General features: G+C 43.0%; 20 protein-coding genes. 10 read left to right on the top strand and 10 right to left on the bottom strand.

The genetic code is table 11. The features are described from left to right. Nucleotides 1-15: 15 nt before the first annotated feature. On the bottom strand, nt 16-1,287 hold the full coding sequence (locus FM038_RS22500) for an alpha/beta fold hydrolase (protein WP_142873749.1): 1,272 nt from the start codon (nt 1,285-1,287) through the stop codon (nt 16-18). 240 nt (nt 1,288-1,527) lie between these two features. On the opposite strand from FM038_RS22500, the gene FM038_RS22495 reads away from it, so the two are divergent. From FM038_RS22495 to arsJ, 4 genes are all read left to right on the top strand, one after another. Then, nucleotides 1,528-1,875: a metalloregulator ArsR/SmtB family transcription factor gene (locus tag FM038_RS22495; RefSeq protein WP_142873750.1), complete on the top strand. Its 348-nt coding sequence runs from the start codon at nt 1,528-1,530 to the stop codon at nt 1,873-1,875. 23 nt (nt 1,876-1,898) lie between these two features. After that, nucleotides 1,899-2,945, top strand: a complete 1,047-nt coding sequence (arsB, locus tag FM038_RS22490; RefSeq protein WP_142873751.1) for an ACR3 family arsenite efflux transporter — start codon at nt 1,899-1,901, stop codon at nt 2,943-2,945. A gap of 132 nt (nt 2,946-3,077) precedes the next feature. Next, nucleotides 3,078-4,115, top strand: coding sequence for an ArsJ-associated glyceraldehyde-3-phosphate dehydrogenase (locus FM038_RS22485; RefSeq protein ID WP_142873752.1), 1,038 nt, complete (start codon nt 3,078-3,080; stop codon nt 4,113-4,115). An 88-nt stretch (nt 4,116-4,203) separates the two neighbouring features. Continuing rightward, entirely contained in the window at nt 4,204-5,436 is a 1,233-nt protein-coding gene (arsJ, locus tag FM038_RS22480; protein ID WP_142873753.1) for an organoarsenical effux MFS transporter ArsJ, read from the top strand. An 899-nt stretch (nt 5,437-6,335) separates the two neighbouring features. Here the strand turns inward: arsJ and FM038_RS22475 are convergent. Next, a complete protein-coding gene (locus FM038_RS22475) occupies nt 6,336-6,587 on the bottom strand; it encodes a YgjV family protein (RefSeq protein WP_142873754.1) in 252 nt (83 codons plus the stop codon). 1,237 nt (nt 6,588-7,824) lie between these two features. Between FM038_RS22475 and FM038_RS22470 the strand changes: the two genes are divergently transcribed. The 3 genes from FM038_RS22470 to FM038_RS22460 all read left to right on the top strand — a co-directional run bounded on the left by FM038_RS22470 (nt 7,825) and on the right by FM038_RS22460 (nt 11,232). Then, nucleotides 7,825-9,198: an alanine/glycine:cation symporter family protein gene (locus FM038_RS22470; RefSeq protein ID WP_142873755.1), complete on the top strand. Its 1,374-nt coding sequence runs from the start codon at nt 7,825-7,827 to the stop codon at nt 9,196-9,198. 346 nt (nt 9,199-9,544) lie between these two features. Further along, entirely contained in the window at nt 9,545-10,744 is a 1,200-nt protein-coding gene (locus FM038_RS22465) for a potassium/proton antiporter (RefSeq protein ID WP_142873756.1), read from the top strand. A 2-nt stretch (nt 10,745-10,746) separates the two neighbouring features. Then, nucleotides 10,747-11,232: a helix-turn-helix domain-containing protein gene (locus FM038_RS22460; RefSeq protein ID WP_142873757.1), complete on the top strand. Its 486-nt coding sequence runs from the start codon at nt 10,747-10,749 to the stop codon at nt 11,230-11,232. Nucleotides 11,233-11,374: 142 nt separating this feature from the next. Here FM038_RS22460 and FM038_RS22455 read toward each other — a convergent pair whose 3' ends face one another. The 4 genes from FM038_RS22455 to FM038_RS22440 all read right to left on the bottom strand — a co-directional run bounded on the left by FM038_RS22455 (nt 11,375) and on the right by FM038_RS22440 (nt 13,863). Beyond that, nucleotides 11,375-11,548 (bottom strand): hypothetical protein, encoded by a 174-nt coding sequence (locus tag FM038_RS22455; RefSeq protein ID WP_185965823.1) that lies wholly within the window; start codon nt 11,546-11,548, stop codon nt 11,375-11,377. A gap of 405 nt (nt 11,549-11,953) precedes the next feature. Next, on the bottom strand, nt 11,954-12,646 hold the full coding sequence (locus FM038_RS22450) for a TorF family putative porin (protein ID WP_142873758.1): 693 nt from the start codon (nt 12,644-12,646) through the stop codon (nt 11,954-11,956). Between the two features lie 263 nt (nt 12,647-12,909). Further along, nucleotides 12,910-13,182, bottom strand: coding sequence for an HU family DNA-binding protein (locus FM038_RS22445; protein WP_142873759.1), 273 nt, complete (start codon nt 13,180-13,182; stop codon nt 12,910-12,912). Between the two features lie 276 nt (nt 13,183-13,458). Continuing rightward, the gene (locus FM038_RS22440) at nt 13,459-13,863 is read right to left on the bottom strand and encodes a hypothetical protein (protein ID WP_142873760.1); all 405 of its coding nucleotides are present in this window, start codon (nt 13,861-13,863) and stop codon (nt 13,459-13,461) included. 226 nt (nt 13,864-14,089) lie between these two features. Between FM038_RS22440 and FM038_RS22435 the strand changes: the two genes are divergently transcribed. Next, nucleotides 14,090-14,605 (top strand): DUF4240 domain-containing protein, encoded by a 516-nt coding sequence (locus tag FM038_RS22435; RefSeq protein ID WP_142873761.1) that lies wholly within the window; start codon nt 14,090-14,092, stop codon nt 14,603-14,605. Nucleotides 14,606-14,663: 58 nt separating this feature from the next. Here the strand turns inward: FM038_RS22435 and FM038_RS22430 are convergent, their stop codons facing one another. The 3 genes from FM038_RS22430 to FM038_RS22420 form a co-directional block, all read right to left on the bottom strand. After that, complete coding sequence (locus tag FM038_RS22430; RefSeq protein ID WP_142873762.1) at nt 14,664-14,981, bottom strand: hypothetical protein; 318 nt, start codon at nt 14,979-14,981, stop codon at nt 14,664-14,666. Nucleotides 14,982-15,329: 348 nt separating this feature from the next. Next, nucleotides 15,330-15,611 carry a hypothetical protein gene (locus tag FM038_RS22425; protein ID WP_185965824.1) on the bottom strand — a complete coding sequence of 94 codons (282 nt, stop codon included), beginning with the start codon at nt 15,609-15,611 and terminating at the stop codon, nt 15,330-15,332. A 92-nt stretch (nt 15,612-15,703) separates the two neighbouring features. Next, on the bottom strand, nt 15,704-16,009 hold the full coding sequence (locus tag FM038_RS22420) for a hypothetical protein (RefSeq protein ID WP_142873764.1): 306 nt from the start codon (nt 16,007-16,009) through the stop codon (nt 15,704-15,706). 230 nt (nt 16,010-16,239) lie between these two features. On the opposite strand from FM038_RS22420, the gene FM038_RS22415 reads away from it, so the two are divergent. Then, the gene (locus FM038_RS22415) at nt 16,240-16,776 is read left to right on the top strand and encodes a DUF3016 domain-containing protein (protein WP_142873765.1); all 537 of its coding nucleotides are present in this window, start codon (nt 16,240-16,242) and stop codon (nt 16,774-16,776) included. A 108-nt stretch (nt 16,777-16,884) separates the two neighbouring features. Here the strand turns inward: FM038_RS22415 and FM038_RS22410 are convergent, their stop codons facing one another. Beyond that, nucleotides 16,885-17,196: a prephenate dehydrogenase gene (locus tag FM038_RS22410; RefSeq protein WP_142873766.1), complete on the bottom strand. Its 312-nt coding sequence runs from the start codon at nt 17,194-17,196 to the stop codon at nt 16,885-16,887. A 55-nt stretch (nt 17,197-17,251) separates the two neighbouring features. On the opposite strand from FM038_RS22410, the gene FM038_RS22405 reads away from it, so the two are divergent. After that, nucleotides 17,252-18,133 (top strand): TraB/GumN family protein, encoded by an 882-nt coding sequence (locus FM038_RS22405; protein ID WP_142873767.1) that lies wholly within the window; start codon nt 17,252-17,254, stop codon nt 18,131-18,133. The last annotated feature ends 32 nt before the right edge of the window (nt 18,134-18,165 follow it).

Here is an 18,165-nt window from a genome sequence, read left to right as displayed (position 1 = left end):
CCTAGGTTACAGGTGCTATTGACTTAGTTCAGCCTCCTTCCAAAATTCTGCAATACTTCTGTGTAGCTGCTCATTGCTTAAAATCCCCACATGATCTTCATCATAACCTCGTACCTTCTCGGCACTTTGCTGGGCTTGTAGGGTCAATTGGCTCGAAAGGCTGATAACCCCATCGCCGCTCTGCTGGTTGAGTAAACCAGATATCTTAAAGCCAAAATTGAGCAGGTGGGGCGGCATAGTCTCCGAATTGATAAATAGATCTTCAATAAACTCACTTTTAGGGGCCAGATCTCGCCAAGAGGGCATAACCACAGGTGCATAATCGACTCCATTCTGTGCTGAGTCGACACCGCCAAAAGGACTCGAAATTGAGGTGAAACTGATCACTTCAGCGCAGCTGGCAGTTTTAGTACAGATATTGAGGTAGGCTTTAGACACTAATCCACCCATGCTATGAGCAAGTAGATGAGCTTGAGAAAATTGGTGTTTTGCTTTGATAATATTGATTAAATTATCCAGCCCCTTTGCCACCATTAATAGGGGTAGGCCCGTTGGGTAGTTAAATACCCATACTTGGTATCTCTCTTTGTCAATGGCGCGAATCAGTGGCTCAAAATCTCTGGCTGTTCCCGCCATGCCGTGAACTAAAATGACCGGAATTTTGTTTTTATCATAGGGCGCTAAAAAGAATAGCCCTGAGTTACCCTGTTGCAGGTGAGTGATGGGTTGCCACATTCCCAGTTTGGCTCCCTCTTTATCAAATCTATTATCAGTAAGCTCAGTCACTTCACCAAATTTTGCTTGGGATATCCTTAAGTTGGTGATCTCTTTAAGCGGCTTATCGACAAGGTTTAGCGGGTAATCTGAGTCAGTGGCATTGAGAGTGATGCTAAGGCGGTTGTTGCTATCTGCTTCAGTTAGGTGAATAAGCTCAAACTCTTCATCGACTTGAAATCTTAGATCATTATTTTTGTCTATAAAAATAAATAGGTATTGGCTAGATGTTACGGCCTGTAGTGTTATGTCGCTTTCTCCAAGCATGACATCAAAGCCATCAATGTTCTTAGCATCAATATCTTCGAGTAGGATTAAAATGAGGGTATCACTGTCGAGCCTACCCTCTACCTGAACTTCATACTGAATGTAGTCCTGATTTAGGCTTTCGACGTCCTTCGCCAGATCCCTAAACTGGCTGCAACCGCTCAACACTAACGTTAAAGAAATCAGTAGCGCACGTATCAAAGAAAGTGTCGAAAAGGTTGAAATGCAAAGACGCGGTAACCCCATAAGTTACTCTCTCCTTAGATAACTGAGCGTTGAGTATACCGATAAAGCCATTGCCGACTAAAGACTTGGATAAATTTTATCTGCAGTGTTCATTTTTGTCGGATCATCTATTGTATATATGGATAAACAGATATACTATTTGACGTATATTCGTTTTGGCGTATATCTTATTTTTTACTGAGTGTTCCAGATATTGGAACCAGATTTTATATGCCAAAGACTAGCTTGAATGGAGTAAAAATGACTGCATTAGAATTTTTTAAACTGCTATCCGATGAAACCAGATTACTGAGTCTGTTGTTGATCATCGAAGAGAAGGAGCTATGTGTCTGTGAGTTGATGCAAGCATTAGATGAGAGCCAGCCTAAAGTGTCACGGCACTTAGCTCAAATGAGGAAAGTTGGCTTACTGGTCGATAAGCGCCAGGGCCAGTGGGTGTTTTATCGGGTTAACCCTGTATTACCTGAGTGGATAAATAACTCACTGGTAGAATTAAGTGCAAATAACACAGGGCTTATTGCCCATAAAGTCACCAGCTTACATAAGATGGGCGATCGCCCTGAGCGTGTGAAAGCTTGCTGTAGCTAGTATTGAATAAAGAGGGGGTAGAGATGGGACTATTTGAACGTTATCTCAGTGTTTGGGTCGGGTTAGCTATTCTTGCTGGCCTAATGTTGGGAAATGTCATTCCAGATGTGTTCGCCTTAGTGGCATCACTGGAATATGCCCATGTGAATTTAGTGATCGCTGTGCTTATCTGGGTGATGATCTATCCCATGATGGTGCAGATAGACTTTTCATCAATCAAAGATGTTAAGAAAAGTCCTCAGGGGCTGATACTTACACTTGTTATCAATTGGTTGGTTAAGCCGTTTACCATGGCGTTGCTGGCATGGTTATTCTTTAAGGTTTTATTCGTTGACTGGGTCGATCCGCAAAATGCCACTGAGTATATTGCTGGCATGATTTTGCTTGGTGTGGCGCCTTGTACTGCTATGGTATTTGTCTGGAGCCAGCTCACTAAGGGCGATCCAAATTATACCTTAGTGCAAGTATCGGTAAACGACCTCATCATGGTGGTGGCGTTCGCTCCTATCTGTGCATTACTGCTAGGTGTCAGTGATATTGAGGTGCCTTGGGAGACCTTACTCTCTTCGGTGTTTCTCTATGTCGTCTTGCCCTTAGTTGCAGGTGCATTGACGCGTAAAAAGCTTGAGTCAGACGGTGATAAGCAATCTTTAGATCGCTTCGTTAGCAAGCTAAAACCATGGTCTATGCTGGGTCTGCTTGGTACCGTCGTATTACTCTTTGGTTTCCAGGCGCAGACGATCATCAATGAGCCACAAAATATCTTACTCATTGCCATTCCTCTGATGATCCAGACCTATGGCATCTTCTTTGTGACCTACTATCTAGCTAAGAAGCTGAAGCTAGCTCATAAGATTGCGGCGCCGGCTTGCATGATAGCAACCTCTAACTTCTTCGAGTTAGCTGTCGCCGTGGCTATCTCGCTATTTGGTCTTCATTCTGGAGCGGCACTTGCCACTGTGGTCGGTGTACTTGTTGAGGTGCCAGTGATGCTGACTCTGGTTGCTTTTGTGAATAGTCGCCGAGGAAAATATGAAGCCGATACGGGTAATGAAGCGGTCGAAGCATAATATTTGCTTGAAAGGCTCTAGGCTCTAGGATCTAGGATCTAGGATCTAGGATCTAGCTTAAGAGTTTTTCAGTAGAGATAAACCAGTTAGCAATAGCTGAATGAGTAATAGAAGCAATCAAGGAACTGAGTCATGAGTATTAAGATAGGTATCAATGGGTTTGGCCGCATGGGACGCTTGGCATTAAGAGCTGCTTGGGAATGGGATGATGTTGAATTTGTGCACATTAACGACCCAGCTGGAGATGCTAAGACCTTAGCTCATCTACTGACCTTCGATTCTATCCATGGTCGCTGGCAGCATGAAGCGACGGGAGAAGATGTTGGCAGTGATGATGTTAGTAGTATGGGCTACATTATTATTGGCAATAAGCGCATTCCTACTAGCCGAAACAAGGCGATAGCTGATACCGACTGGTCTGGTTGTGATCTGGTTATCGAAGCGTCTGGGGTGATGAAGACCAAAGCCAAGCTGCAAGCCTATCTCGACCAAGGAGTTAAGCGTGTCGTAGTGACTGCACCCGTGAAAGAAGAGGGGGTACTCAATATAGTGATGGGAGTTAACCATCAGCTCTACAATAAAGCTACCCACCCCATAGTGACAGCAGCTTCTTGTACCACAAACTGCCTTGCCCCTGTTGTCAAAGTGTTGCACGAAAAGATCGGTATCAGGCACGGCTCTATGACCACGATTCATGATATTACCAATACTCAGACCATACTTGATGCTCCCCATAAAGATCTACGTCGTGCTCGAGCCTGTGGTTTGAGTCTTATCCCTACCACGACAGGTTCAGCGACCGCTATTACCCACATATTCCCAGAGCTTAAAGGCAAGCTTAACGGCCATGCGGTGCGCGTTCCTTTGGCCAACGCTTCGCTGACAGACTGTGTATTCGAGCTTGAGCGCGGCACTACAGAGGATGAAGTCAACGCCCTACTCAAAGAGGCTGCAGCGGGAGAGCTCAAAGATATCTTAGGTTTCGAAGAGCGTCCTCTGGTATCCGTAGATTACAAAACCGACCCACGTTCATGCATTATCGATGCACCATCGACCATGGTGGTTAATGGTACGCAAGTGAAGCTTTATGTCTGGTATGACAATGAGTGGGGATATGCTAACCGAACCGCTGAATTGGCCAGAATGGTTGGATTGCAAGATAAAAGATAAGAAGCTATAAGTTCTAAGCTCAAGATAAGGCTAAGAAAGCTGTAAGTTCCTAGAATCTAGATCCTAGGAACTCGAAACTAAGGAACTTATGTTTACCAGTATCAAATCCCTGCCTGAGCAGGTAAAACAGTATCTTATCGTCACAGGTAACTATTGGGCGTTTACCTTGACCGATGGCGCGCTGCGTATGCTGGTGGTGCTGCATTTTCATCAACTGGGTTATACGCCACTGTCTATCGCCATGCTGTTTCTGTTCTATGAGATTTTTGGCGTGGTGACTAACTTAGTAGGTGGTTATCTCGGTGCTAGGTTGGGGCTAAACAAGACCATGAATATCGGTCTTGGTTTACAAGTTGCCGCGCTGGCTATGTTATTAGTGCTGAGCTCTATGCTGACTATATTCTGGGTTATGGCTGCTCAGGGAATATCTGGGATCGCCAAAGATCTCAATAAGATGAGTGCCAAGAGCTCAATCAAGATGTTGGTCACTTCCGATAAGGCTGACGATAAAGACAAGGGCGCTCAACAGCTTTATGGTTGGATTGCAAAACTTACGGGCTCTAAAAATGCTCTTAAGGGAGCGGGCTTCTTTCTTGGTGGCGCGCTCTTGAGTGTGGTTGGTTTCCAAATTGCCATTGCTATCATGGCCATAGCGCTAACCTTAGTCTGGGTATTGAGTCTACTTACGCTCAAGCGAGATCTTGGTAAAGCCAAAAACAAGCCCAAGTTCAGCGAGATATTTTCCAAGAGTCGCAGTATTAATATATTGTCGGCAGCGCGTATGTTCCTGTTTGCCGCACGTGACGTCTGGTTTGTAGTCGCCTTGCCACTGTACCTTGGCAGCCAATTGGGTTGGGATCACTACTCTGTCGGCGGGTTCCTTGCCCTCTGGGTGATTGCTTATGGTTTTGTACAAACCCAAGCTCCGAGGTTAACGATGGGATCTGATGGTTCAACGCCAGGAGGAAGGCAAGCACTATTCTGGGTCTGCGCACTGACTGCTATTCCGGCACTGATAGCTTTAGCCTTGAGTTTTAATCTGAGCCCACAACTGAGTTTACTCACAGGCCTGATGATTTTCGGTGCTGTATTCGCGGTTAACTCTTCATTGCACAGTTTTTTGATCGTCCATTACGCCAGTGACGATGGCGTATCACTCGATGTTGGCTTCTACTACATGGCCAATGCTATGGGGCGTCTGATTGGCACTGTATTGTCTGGTTATGTGTATCAAGTCGCAGGGCTGGAAGCCTGCTTGTGGATCTCATCGGCTATGCTAGGGATGACGGCATTAATTAGCATTTATCTACCAAAGGATTAGTCGCCTTGGAATGAAGGCTAGGTTACATTTTTACCTTCGTTCACTAGGTCTAGTTTTATGTTTGGAAGTGTTCGAAGGTCATACCTTTATGGTTATCTATCACCTGCGGTGAGCTAATGTGCAGATGTTTCTGCGAGTCGACGCTAGTACAGTCCCTGTAGTCTCTGCGACAGCATCCATGCTGTCGAAGCTCGCAGCCTCATCTACACTGGTTGTTTACAAGAAGGCTCTCTATTCTATTTAGCTTTTTAAATTGTGGGTAGCGTCTCCACAGGTTGTCATTCCCGCAATGCTTCTGTGCGGGAATCCACTGCCTTGGTATTTGATGGAGTGTTGAAGATCGAAACTTTATGGTTACCTATCGCTTACAGCGGGTGCCATTCAGGGATTCACAAATGCCGTGGTGACATGGATGTCATAGAATGGCCATGTTTTGGAAGCTCACAGCCTCATCTACACTGGTTGTTTACAAGAAGGCTCTCTATTCGATTTAGCTTCTTAAATTGTGGGTAGCGTCTCCACAGGTTGTCATTCCCGCAATGCTTCTGGGCGGGAATCCACTGCCTTTGGTATTTGATGGGTTGTTGAAGATCGAAACTTCATGGTTATCTATCGCTTGTAGAGGGTGCCTGCAGGGATGCACAAATACCGTGGTGACATGGATGTCATAGAATGGCCATGCTTTTGGAAGCTTGAAGCCGTATCTGCAGCAGATTGTTTGGCTTTACTGCTAGTAGAATAATATTGCGAAAACGAGGCTTGCGCCTAATATGCTGCCGGCGATGAATAGATATAGGGCTTTGTTTGTTTCTTTATTTTTTGTTGAGCTCATATAATCTTCCTTGATATTTAATTTGTTAAATGAAGACGCAGGCTGCCATCAGCACCTATCGTGGTCACTATTTTGCTACTGTTAAAGCGTTTGAGCGTTCTCGGTATATTTTTATAATGTGGTAAAGATTGATGCAGGCTACGAAGGCGTTCATGCCTGCCACTGGCCACGCAGAAATATAGTTACCATAGATAACGAATAAGCTGCAGCCAGTGAAGTTTAGCAAGCGTAGTCGCATAATATCTTTCATCATAAATGAGACCGCAATAAACGCCGATGCAATATAACCAAGCCACTCAACCGGACTAATCATCTCCATTATTTCCTCCATAACTCACTCTATAACTCCCTCTTAATTTCTTCTTCAATAGCTTCTTTAAAAATCAACAATTATTCGTAAACTCAGCTCACATTAACCTGTAAATTAATATTTATCCAAGAAGAAAGGCTGAGGTTACTATTTGTAACATATTGATAAGCATTAAAATAATAGCTTAACCTGTCGCCTATCATACAGTCGGTATAATTAACAGTCATAGTGAGAGAGTCGCCTTAGAATGAAGGCTGGATTACATTTTTATTTAGCTTTCGGCTGAGTCGATATTTGGTTGATTATTGGAAGTCGAACCTTCATCGTTACTTATCGCTTGCTGCGACTTATATGTAGGTACTTCTGTGAGACGCCGTGAATCCCTCCATGGAGGCTCTACCAAAACATCCCTGTTTTGGAAGCTCACAGCAGTATCTACACTGGTAGTTTACAAGAAGGCTCTCTATTCGATTTAGCTTTACTGCTAGTCATTCCCGCAATGCTTTTGGGCGGGAATCCAGTGCCTTTGGTATTTGATGGGTTGTTGGAGATTGAAGCTTAATGGTTATTTTTTACTTGCATCAGATCTCTCTAAATGACCTAGATTTTTCCAATTTGGTTCTGATACTTTATCAATTTATGCATCCATATCCCAAAACTCACATGAGTTAGAGCAGTGTTCTGACTCTATTCAACTAAAGCCTTGATGTTTTATCCTATGAACATAAATCGAAGAGAAAATTAATCCGGTGTAGATGCGGTTGTGGACGTTGGTGGCATGGATGCCACCGTCGAGCTTACAGGGACGTACTCGCAGCGTTCTACAGAAGTATCTGCATAAAGCCTGCTGCAAGCAATAAACACCATTGAAGCTATGGTTTGCATTAACCCTACAAATACCAATCCCGCCAAATGAAGCGTCAAATGAAACTTCAAAAAGAGATTTGAATCAAACTTGTTATCCGGCAAGTTCATCTCAACCCCGCCAAATGAAACGCCAAAAAGAGATTTGAATCAAACTTGTTATCCGACAAGTTCAGCCCCCAACTAGAGAGAGCTGCTAATTTTCTCAAGATAATTAGTCAAGTTACCGTTTTGCATGCGTAAAACTATTCACGATCAGTTTTATCTTCCACCCTTCCCAAAACCTGACTATTCGTTGTACTCTGGGTTGCAATCAAAAAATATCCTGGGCATTAGATCACAGGAAATATAAAAATAATCAGCAAGTATTGAAGAGGTTTGAATGGAAGGAATTACTGAATTTGTCAGTATGATCAATGGCTTTGTATGGGGTGTCCCCATGCTAGTGATGATTTTAGGTGTTGGACTGTTTCTCTCTGTTGGTTTGAAACTGATGCCAATTCTTAAACTAGGTACTGGCTTTAAACTACTCTGGTCTGGTCGGATCCCGGATAAAGATAAGACAATGAAAGGGGAGATCAGCCCCTTTAATGCCCTGATGACCTCGCTGTCGGCGACGATTGGTACGGGTAATATTGCCGGTGTGGCTACGGCTATCTTTATCGGTGGTCCGGGTGCGTTGTTCTGGATGTGGTGTACGGCGCTTGTTGGTATGGCGACCAAGTTTGCCGAGGCAGTACTTGCGGTGAAATACCGTGAAGTCGATGCCAATGGTAATCACATTGGCGGCCCTATGTACTACATCAAGAATGGTCTGAGTAGCAAGTGGGCCTGGTTAGGTACCGCGTTTGCTCTGTTTGGCTCTTTTGCTGGTTTCGGTATTGGTAATACGGTCCAGTCAAACTCAGTAGCCGACGCCTTAAGCAGTAACTTTGGTGTACCGACTTGGGTGACTGGTCTAGTACTTATGGTGCTGGTAGGCGCTGTGCTGATGGGCGGTATTAAGCGAATCGCTGATGTGGCGGGTAAGCTGGTACCTCTGATGACCTTGTTCTATATCGCTGCTGGTCTGGCTGTACTTGCGGTTAATGCTGCTGAGATCCCGGATGCTATTGCCTTAATTATTCACAGTGCGTTTAACCCTGTGGCGGCTCAAGGCGGCTTCGCCGGTGCAGCGGTATGGGCTGCAATTCGTTTCGGTGTGGCGCGAGGTATTTTCTCCAATGAGGCTGGCCTAGGTAGTGCACCGATTGCTCATGCATCTGCTCAGACCAATAACCCAGTTGCACAGGGTTTAGTAGCTATGTTGGGTACCTTTATCGATACTTTGATCGTCTGTTCTATAACAGGTCTGGCAATCATAGTATCGGGTGCCTGGACTTCGGGTGAGAATGGCGCGGCATTGACGTCCTTGGCTTTCTCAACGGCGTTGCCCATGGGTAACTATGTAGTGGCAATCGCCCTGTCCGTTTTCGCCTTCACGACCATCTTAGGTTGGAGCGTTTACAGCGAGAAATGTGTCCAGTATCTCTTTGGCGTGAAAGCGGTGAAGCCATTTAGAATCTTGTGGATCTTAGTGGTGCCGTTAGGGGCGATCAGTTCGCTGGATTTCATCTGGTTATTGGCCGATACGCTTAATGCCATGATGGCGATACCTAACTTGATTGCTTTAGCCTTGCTAAGCCCTGTGGTATTTAGCCTGACACGTGAATACTTTATCAAGAAGCGTGAAGATGAAGCAGCTGCTAAAGTGTAATTTGCTTATTATAAATTAAGCTGATGATTTTAATGTAAAAGCCAGTAGCGAACAGCTGCTGGCTTTTCATTATGTATTTGACCTAACCTGAGCATTAATCACTTTTCGTTGTGCCATCAATAAAGCCGCATCCTTAGCCACTTTCTCTGAGTGACTTTTTAGAGTGATTCAGTTAAAACTAGTTACAAAGCCAACCACTTAAAGTCATCACTTAAAACGATTACAAAACATCAGTTAAACTATTTTTACATTACTTAGCGTTAATGTTAAATAAATTGATTTCGGTGTTTATTTCGCCTATTATTTTTGTTTGTTGATTTAGCTTAAGCTAATGTATGGAGGTTTAATGTCGTTTGAGATCATGCTGCTGGGAGTAGCACTATTAATTGCAGTAGGGATATTGCTGCACCACCCATCGAAAACGCTAGGGATCCCCTCACTGTTAATTTTCATGGGTGTGGGCCTGAGCCTAGGAAATGGCGAGTTTGATTTTGTGTATGACAACTTGCAGATCACTTCTGCAGTAGGTGCCGTTGCCCTAAACATAATCGTATTTGTCGGAGGTATTAATACCTCTAAAGCCAGTATAAAACTGGCATATAAAGAGGGTGGGGTACTTGCCACATTCGGTGTGTTTTTTACCACTGTGATACTGGCCTTCTGCCTTTACCTGTTTATGGGATGGGGTATTGTGCTCTGTCTATTGTTTGCTGCAGTGGTTTCTTCCACCGATGCAGCGGCTGTTTTCTCTATTTTGGAATCGAAGAAGCTTAAGCTAAAAGAAAAGACCGACACGGTATTAGAATTTGAATCAGCCACCAACGATCCCGTTGCTCTGGTCATGGTGGTGATCTTAACGGCCATAGCCCTTAACCCCGATGCACCAGTTTCGCCCTTGGATATGGGGCTGACGCTTGTCACACAGATTGTGTTCGGTATTGGAATTTCCTATGTTATCGCTAAGATTGGGGTATGGCTGCTTAACCATATCAAGCTAAAGGAATACGGCCTTATTCCGGTATTTGTGCTGGCCACGTTTATTCTTGCAGCCTATGGGAGTGACCTCGCTGGGGGGAACATTTTAATCGCGTCTTATGTGGCTGGCGTGGTAATGGGTAATGGCATCGTTCGCGGTAAAGAGGTGAATAAGCATTTCTTCAACAGCGTATCTTGGTTAGCTCAATCACTCATGTTCATTATCTTAGGGTTACAAATATTCCCTCAGACGCTGTTTTCAGTCTTTATGATGTCTTTGGTTCCTGCAGCACTGCTAATGTTTGTTGCTCGTCCTCTGGCTGTGCAGATATGCTATTTGCCATTTAGAGAGGCTAGCTGGAAGAAGCGACTTTTTATCTCATCGATAGGCTTGAAAGGGGCCACACCTATCGTGTTCGCTCTTATACCAGCAGCCGCTGGCGTTGAAGGGGCTATTGAGATGGTACATGTTGTCTTCTTCATTGTTCTGTTTTCAGTCTTATTGCAGGGCGCAGCCATTGAGCCATTAGCTAAAAAGCTAAAGCTGAATATCAAAGAAGAGAAGGGTTGATAATGCCAAAAGAGTTCAAACCAACTCAGCATTCGATGGTTAGTGTGCTACTCAGAGAGACAGACAAAGGTGAGTTTAGAAAGCGGAAGTTGGACTTGTCTAAAGAGTTGGGTTTGTCTTATCCCACATATATGAAATTAGTCGAGGATAAAACAGATCTTACTATTCCCGTGCTGTGGGCGTGGTGTGATTTATTGGATTTATCACCGAGCGATATTTATGTTCAGGCGAAAATTGATAGTGCTTTAGATGCTGATGTCAAAGAAGGAATATGGCCGATAGAGATGCTATCAGTTATGCCTAAGGATGTAGAGAGCGCCTTTATGGATTTAATGCTTGCCGTGTCAAAAGGGTTTAAGTCTTTTGATAATGACAAGCTAGCCGGGGCTCATTTGTTGAAGCGAGACTCTGCATATTCTAGCGATGAAGCTAAACATAACCAGATGTCTGATATGGCTAATTACCTCAAGAAAAATAAATCGGATTGAAATCTTGATAATAAAGATAGCCTGAAAACATGTCATCGAACTTATAGTGACGACATGTTAACTGTTGAGGTCATTCCCCATATAAGCCACTTCTAGATGCTTAGGCTATCAGGGATTGTAGTACTTGAGCATCCGATCTTGTTCAGTAAAAGTCGCCACCCATAGCACGTTGTAATTCGGCTTCGGCGAGTAACACTTCTAAACGTTTTTTGACTTCACGCTTATGTTTCAATTCATCCGCTGCGAGTTGATTCTTAGGGGCGGCGAAGGCTTCTATTTCTGCATCGTTGGGTACAAGTTCAATAATCTGAGCCATAAAAACTCCTTAATTATGCAATACTCATGGCTAGGTAATATGGCCATAGAGTAGAAAATGAGACTGACAATATGTCAGGAACTTTATTAAAAAAAGCGCCGTAGATTAGGATGTTAACTCTGTTGAGTTGGCAAATATCCAGCATCATATTAGTAAGCGCTGATAAGAAAGATATCAGGCTATTGAAAGGAAAAGTGGGATCGATTTAACATTATTTACAGAAGCCAAAAAAAGGATTTATGCGGGTTCTATTCGAGACTGTTCTACGATTAGCTGCTGTTTTTTATGTGCTTATTATGTTTATCTTCTAGAGTTATCGCCATGGCAGCGATAACTCAACTGGGTTCAGATCACAATTTTAGCAAACGCTAACTTAATAGTATTGCCAAAGATCATCTGTAAAAATTACAAATCGAAGCTGTAGCTATATCCAAGTGCAATTTTAGGATCATCACCTTGGAGATCTGTATCACTGAGCATAAATGAAATATCGCCAAAATCAGTCGCTTTATTGAGAGATATTGAGTAATCGGCATAGTTACTTGTGTCAAACCATGCGGTGACAACATCGCCTGTTGAGTAGCCATAATGTGCGGAAATCGACAAGGTCTCAGAAAGCGGTAAGCTCACTCCAGCATCAATATAACTCATATCGGTATTATCTAGAGGGTCACTGGCGACATCGTCGCTAGCGTTAACCACTTGCGAATAGCTTAAGCTAAACCATTTCCAGCTAATCGCAGCGGTAAGCTCTCCGAAGTCTACGCTAGAATCACTGTCTGGATAGGCATAATAGAGATAGCTGATATCGTAGCCAAAATCTTCACCGATTGAACCTGCATAGCCGCCATAGAAGTCGAGCTCATAACTGGTATCATCACCAAAATCTACATTGGATGCCCAAGTTCCCAGGTAGAGTCCGCTTTCGTGCCCATAGTCCACACCGCCTTGTACGGCAACCGTATCTTGAGTTTGGGTCACGCCTCGCCATAAGTAGTTAGACGTTGCGCCGACATTACCAGTGACCGTGGCCGCAGCAGATGCTGATATGAATATGGTCGAAGCTAAGATGGAGCTAGATATTAATGCTTGTTTCATGATCATTCCCTTTAGTGATTTATCCCTGCGATTGAATTGTTATATATACCGATTGGTATTTAGCAGTGGACTTGGTCTAAAGGCTGCGAGTATCGTGCCATAAGATAACATGCTGAATTTAAACTAATTAGTGATATTAAGTTGTCAGAAAGGGTCGATGATGGATTATTTTAGCGCAAGCATGCCCGTTATTTGTGCAATGCTTTGATAAAAGGACATAAAAAAACCTCCAGAGAGGAGGTTTTTTTAATCAGTACATGCTTTTAGTTAACGCTGTCTTTCAGGGTCTTACCAGCTTTAAACTTTGGCACTGTAGCTGCTGGGATTTGAATCTCTTTACCAGTCTGTGGGTTGCGACCAGTTCGTGCAGCTCGGTTAGTTGTCTCAAAAGAACCAAAGCCAACGATAGATATCTTATCACCGTTCTTCATTGCTTCAGTCACAGTCTCTTCAAAAGATTTAAGTGCGCGTGCAGCTTCTGCTTTAGTCAGTTCTGCGCTTTCAGCCATTTTTGCAACAAGTTCAGTTTTATTCATTTGAATCGTCTCTTCTTTCCGTAGATTTAATTAAGCTAACCACATTAGATACTTAGTAATTGCTCTACGTAACATGCCATAAGACTTACGACTTTTAAAGCATTTTAGGTAGTAGAATTAGCATTTCAGGTCAATTTTTGAGTAAATCATCACCAAAACGGGTCTGTTGGGCGAATCATCAGCCACTTAGTTAATAAATAGGCTCTAGAAATGGCCGTTATCGATTGAGTGTCAATGGCGAAGATTAACTAGTTATCGAGCAGTTTATATAGCAAGCTAGTCATCTTGATTGATAACTCTTTCTGCTTGAAGGTACTGCTTTGTCGAGCCGGCTAATGCGACGTAGATTTGAAAGGCAAGCAGCACAATAGCAATGGCTGCCACGGCGGCAACCGGAATATTATGGCCATCGATGACAACTTTCACATCTTGGGGTGAAATTTGGTAGGCGATGATTGCTGTTCCACCGAGTGCCGATAGTCCGAGTGTCTGAATGGCGAGATAAACTTTAAAAATAATACTTGCCCAGCGACTTCTTAAAATGAGCCCAACTAATACTGGGATCACACCCAAAGAAAATAGATCCACACTTTGAATACTGATGGCTCTAAACAGAGCGACTGAAGCTAAGATGATGTAAAGGAACATGAGAATAGATAAAGCTAAAGGTGGTTTTTTCATTGAATATCTCTCAGTTCGCCATGGGGTCGTGGGTAAGATTAATAGTGGGCGAGTGTAAGAAACTCGGTTATTCATGTCAAAGCGATATCGGTATTTATTTAGCTTATGATAATAGCGGTTCGAAGGTCTTCTCTTTTTTGAAGAAAATGCAGACCACTTTCTTATACCGATTGGTATTAGGATTGGTTAGAATAGCCATAAGCAGTAGTTCAATGAGACATTAAAGATGACTGAAACAGAGTTTTGGCAACTGGTGACAAGAGAAACAGCCACGCAAGATCAGGTTAGTTTAGCTGATAATCTCAAGGCTAAACTTGAGCTATTAAGTGATGAAGACCTGCTAGAGTTCGATAAGATTTTTGGACAGCAGATGCGCAAAAGCTATTTTTGGTCTGTGTGGGGGGCGGCGTATATTATTACAGGTTGTGACTCTGAATATGCCTTTGCTGAGTTTAGATGTTTTCTGATTTCATTAGGGCAAGACTGGTATGAAAAAGTTGTGGCCAGTCCAGATGATGTGGCTCTATTGCCAGAGTGGCCCGAGAAAGATGGTTATCCTTATCCTTATCCTTTTCTAGATGAGTATGATTTGATCGCAGGTCAGATATTCGAAGATAGAACAGGCGATGAGTTACCTTTTGTACCTTCAGGTAAGGCGACGCCTCAGGGGAAGAAATTTACCACTAAGAAGAAGCAACTCAAGCTTGAATATCCGCAATTGAGTCAGCGTTTTCCATTTTAATTGCTACCGTATTGATAGCAAAAAAGCGAGGTTAGCCTCGCTTTTTATTGCTTTCAGTTTATTGCTGCTCGTAGCAGACCTCTGTAGCATTATCATATTCACGTCCGTGTTCATCACAGATACTATTCATAAACTTATCTTCTGCTGATTCTAGTCCGGCATCAAAATCTTGTTGTTGATTCTGAATCATAGCTTCATCGGAAAGCTCTTGTTGGTTAGCTATAATTTCTAAATGCTGATCAACAGCAACTTGCTCCGATGGTGTGAACTGATTCGCTTGGGCTTGTCCTGTGATCATTGCAGCGATCAAAAATACTGAAGCAAGTGCGATTTTACCAGAGAAATTGACTTTAGTTTTTGTGATTGAGTGGCTCATAAACTGTCTCCAAAATAGTAGTCGTGACCAGGTTCGGAACCGTTGACTCTTAGACGGTATGTCGAAAACCGTTAAGAGGTGTCATCCTCTGGTAGTGTCTAAATTCTCTTTTTGAGAGTATCTCTCGTAAGAGCCGAGCATCTGCTCGTTAACTTGATTCGTATGGTATACGGTTAACCTTGAACCCAAGCTGAATGAAAAATGAGCGACTTAAATGTTGGCGATGTTGAATTTTGGGAGACTTGTTGCGGGGTAAGTTATGTAATACCAATCAGTAGGTGATAAGTCGAGCGAGGAGCTTGCCTCGCACTACTTGTCAGGGATAGGGGGGATTATACCAATTTGGTATTACTGCGAGGTACAGCGTTCTTCACCAGTATCGATATCGATCGTATATTCAATACAGATAGGCTGTAATAGCTCTAAATTTTCTTGATCTAGCTGATGTTCAATTTTTTCCAATTGAGATTCAGCATCCATCTCTTCGTTTATTGCTTCATACTGAACCAGTAGTTCATCGGCAGTAGCAGTGCTCTCATCGATATCCAATGTGGTGTGTTCAGTGGCACTTGCCATTGAAGATGTGGTCAATAGAGCAATCATTAGAATATTTTTTAGTGATGAAGTCATCGTTAATCTCAATAATACTAGGGTGAACATTTGGTGCTATGTTATCACTGTGAACTTGAATATTGGCTGAATTCATCTTCAATATAAGTGGGCTAATCACTTTCCATCGTTTCGCACTGAAACCCTTGTCGGCTGGAATCAAAACGACATCTTAGGCCACATTCCCAGGGAACATTTTCAAACTGGAATGATTTCTCTAATGAGAACTCCCGGCAAGCTTGATAGCTTTCAAAATCATCAACTTTTTTGTAGCGCCCCGAATTGTAACCATTGGTATAGACAAAGGAGGACCAGGTTTCCGGTGACGGACTCTTTTCTGAATCTGCTATAAGGTAAAGTGTCGCCGCAAGGATCGTAAAGATCAGGACAACAAAGATGATCGAGGAGGCGTTTTTCATAATTTCTCTGGTTAGGAATATTTATAGCTGGGGCTTATTCTAAGTAGGCATGATAAATTTTGATACAGACTTTGATCAATAATATGTAATTAACTCATTCATGTTACGGTCTTATATAAATGGTGTGCTATACAACTGAATTTTTATTTTTTATTTTGCATTAAGCTAATATTCAGGTTAGATTTTGTACGATAAATGCCATAAAGAATACTAAGCCCTAGGAGGCTCATATGAAATTTACTCACTTACTATTAGCGGGAACTATGGTTTCTGGTGCAGCGCTTTCAGGTATAGCGGTTGCTGAAGAGGTGGTTGAAAACCCTGTGACCGAACAAGGCATGGTTAAGATCACTTGGCAAGATCCCAAAAGTTTTCGGGATGTGAAGGCTGCAAGCGATATTCAGTCTCGATATGAGGCTCGTACGTTTGAAACCTTAACAAAAAACCTCAATAAAGAGGCGGGTAAAATCCTTAAGCCGGAGCAAAAGCTAGAGATGATCGTGACAGATCTGGATCTCGCTGGTGATGTTCGACCCACTTTTGGCGCGACGATGAATGATATCCGTGTTATTCAAGATATCTATCCTCCACGTATCACCTTCAGTTATTCAATTCTAGAAGGGGATAAAGTCGTTATGGTTGGCGATGAAAAACTTACCGACCTAGGATTTATGCATACAGTTGGCAGAATGAATGATAAGCCATTACGATTTGAAGATAAGCTACTGGCTGATTGGATGAAAAAAACGGTAAAACCAAAGCTGTGATTGCAGTTATCGCTTGATGTAAAAATGAGTGATTATGGTTAATCTAAAAAGCTAAATAAGATTATGGCTTATTTAGCTTTTTTTGTGGCTGCATACTTATGTTTATATCTATTTGGCTTGCTCTTTAAACGCCTGCAATGTCTGGATCAGTGTGGCGAGTTTTTTTACAAACGTAGCCAGCGCGGCAGGCAGTTTGTCTGGATCTGTTGGCAACTTGTCTAATTCATCGGCAAGCTCTTGAACATAAGGCTTGAAGCGATTGCTGCTGGCAGAGAAGCCTTCCTTTTGACTGAAAATAGTATTGAACTTCACATGACCCGCTTTCTTTAGTTCATCAAGCTTGCCATCTGCATCGATGGACTTGCGGTAGGCTGATTGTAGATTTTCTTTTAATTGTTCAATTACACGTGTGTGTGGCATAACAGCCTCTCATTGGATAAACTTTTAATTATCGCGATTATAAGGGGCTAATAAGATGGCAACAAGTCAATATAAGTTATTACTTGCTCTAGGGGCGCTGCTATGTGCTGGTTATATTTCACCGATCCAAGCGGCTGTTGATGACAAACCTCCCTTCTTCCAAGTTGAGTATCAAGGTCAAACGGCGTATTTGCTAGGGTCCATCCACGTTGGGGAAGCAAGTTTTTATCCCATGGCTGAGATTATCGAGTCTAAATTTGATTCTGCAGCTTCTCTGGTGGTCGAAGCCGATGCTGCCAGTGCCGATATAATGGCATTAATAAAAAAATATGGCTTACATCCATTAGAAATGGATGAGGAGACTCAAGCCGTTTTAGAAGAATATTGTAAGACAAAGGCTCATGTATGTGCCTCGCTTGCCAATTTTTCCCCTTGGTTACAATCAATGCAACTGGGCATGAATAGATTCGAAGAGCTGGGTTACAGTGCGAATTATGGTGTCGATCAAGTGTTGATATCAAAAAATAAGGGCAGACCCTTGCTTGAACTGGAAAGTACTGAATTCCAGTTCAAGTTACTGGCTTCATTCGATGAAGCTTCCCAGTGGGAAATGGTAAGGGAAGCAATTGCATCCCCTGATGAGGATATGCACGGCTTAGTTAGCGCATGGCGAAGTGGGGATGAGCAGCATATTGCCGATCTTATGGAAGGCCAGATGTCAGAAGGCGACGACACCCAAATGTTAGAAAAGCTTCTCTGGCAACGTAACGTCAATATGGCAATAAAAATTAGAGAGTTGATGCGAGATACTTCCACCAAGCAGCCGATGTTTATCGTCATAGGGGCTGGACATCTTGTTGGAGGAAGAAGTGTTCCCATTGAGCTTAACCAGCACGGGGCCAAGGTAAAGAATTGCTGGCAGCAAGCATGCGAATAATCATACCCTCAAATTTATCGACTGAATCGCTT

Origin of the sequence: Shewanella eurypsychrophilus, assembly GCF_007004545.3 — a bacterium.
GTDB lineage: Bacteria > Pseudomonadota > Gammaproteobacteria > Enterobacterales > Shewanellaceae > Shewanella > Shewanella eurypsychrophilus.
The sequence above is the reverse complement of the archived record's forward strand: the minus strand, read 5'-3'. Positions and strand labels throughout refer to the sequence as shown.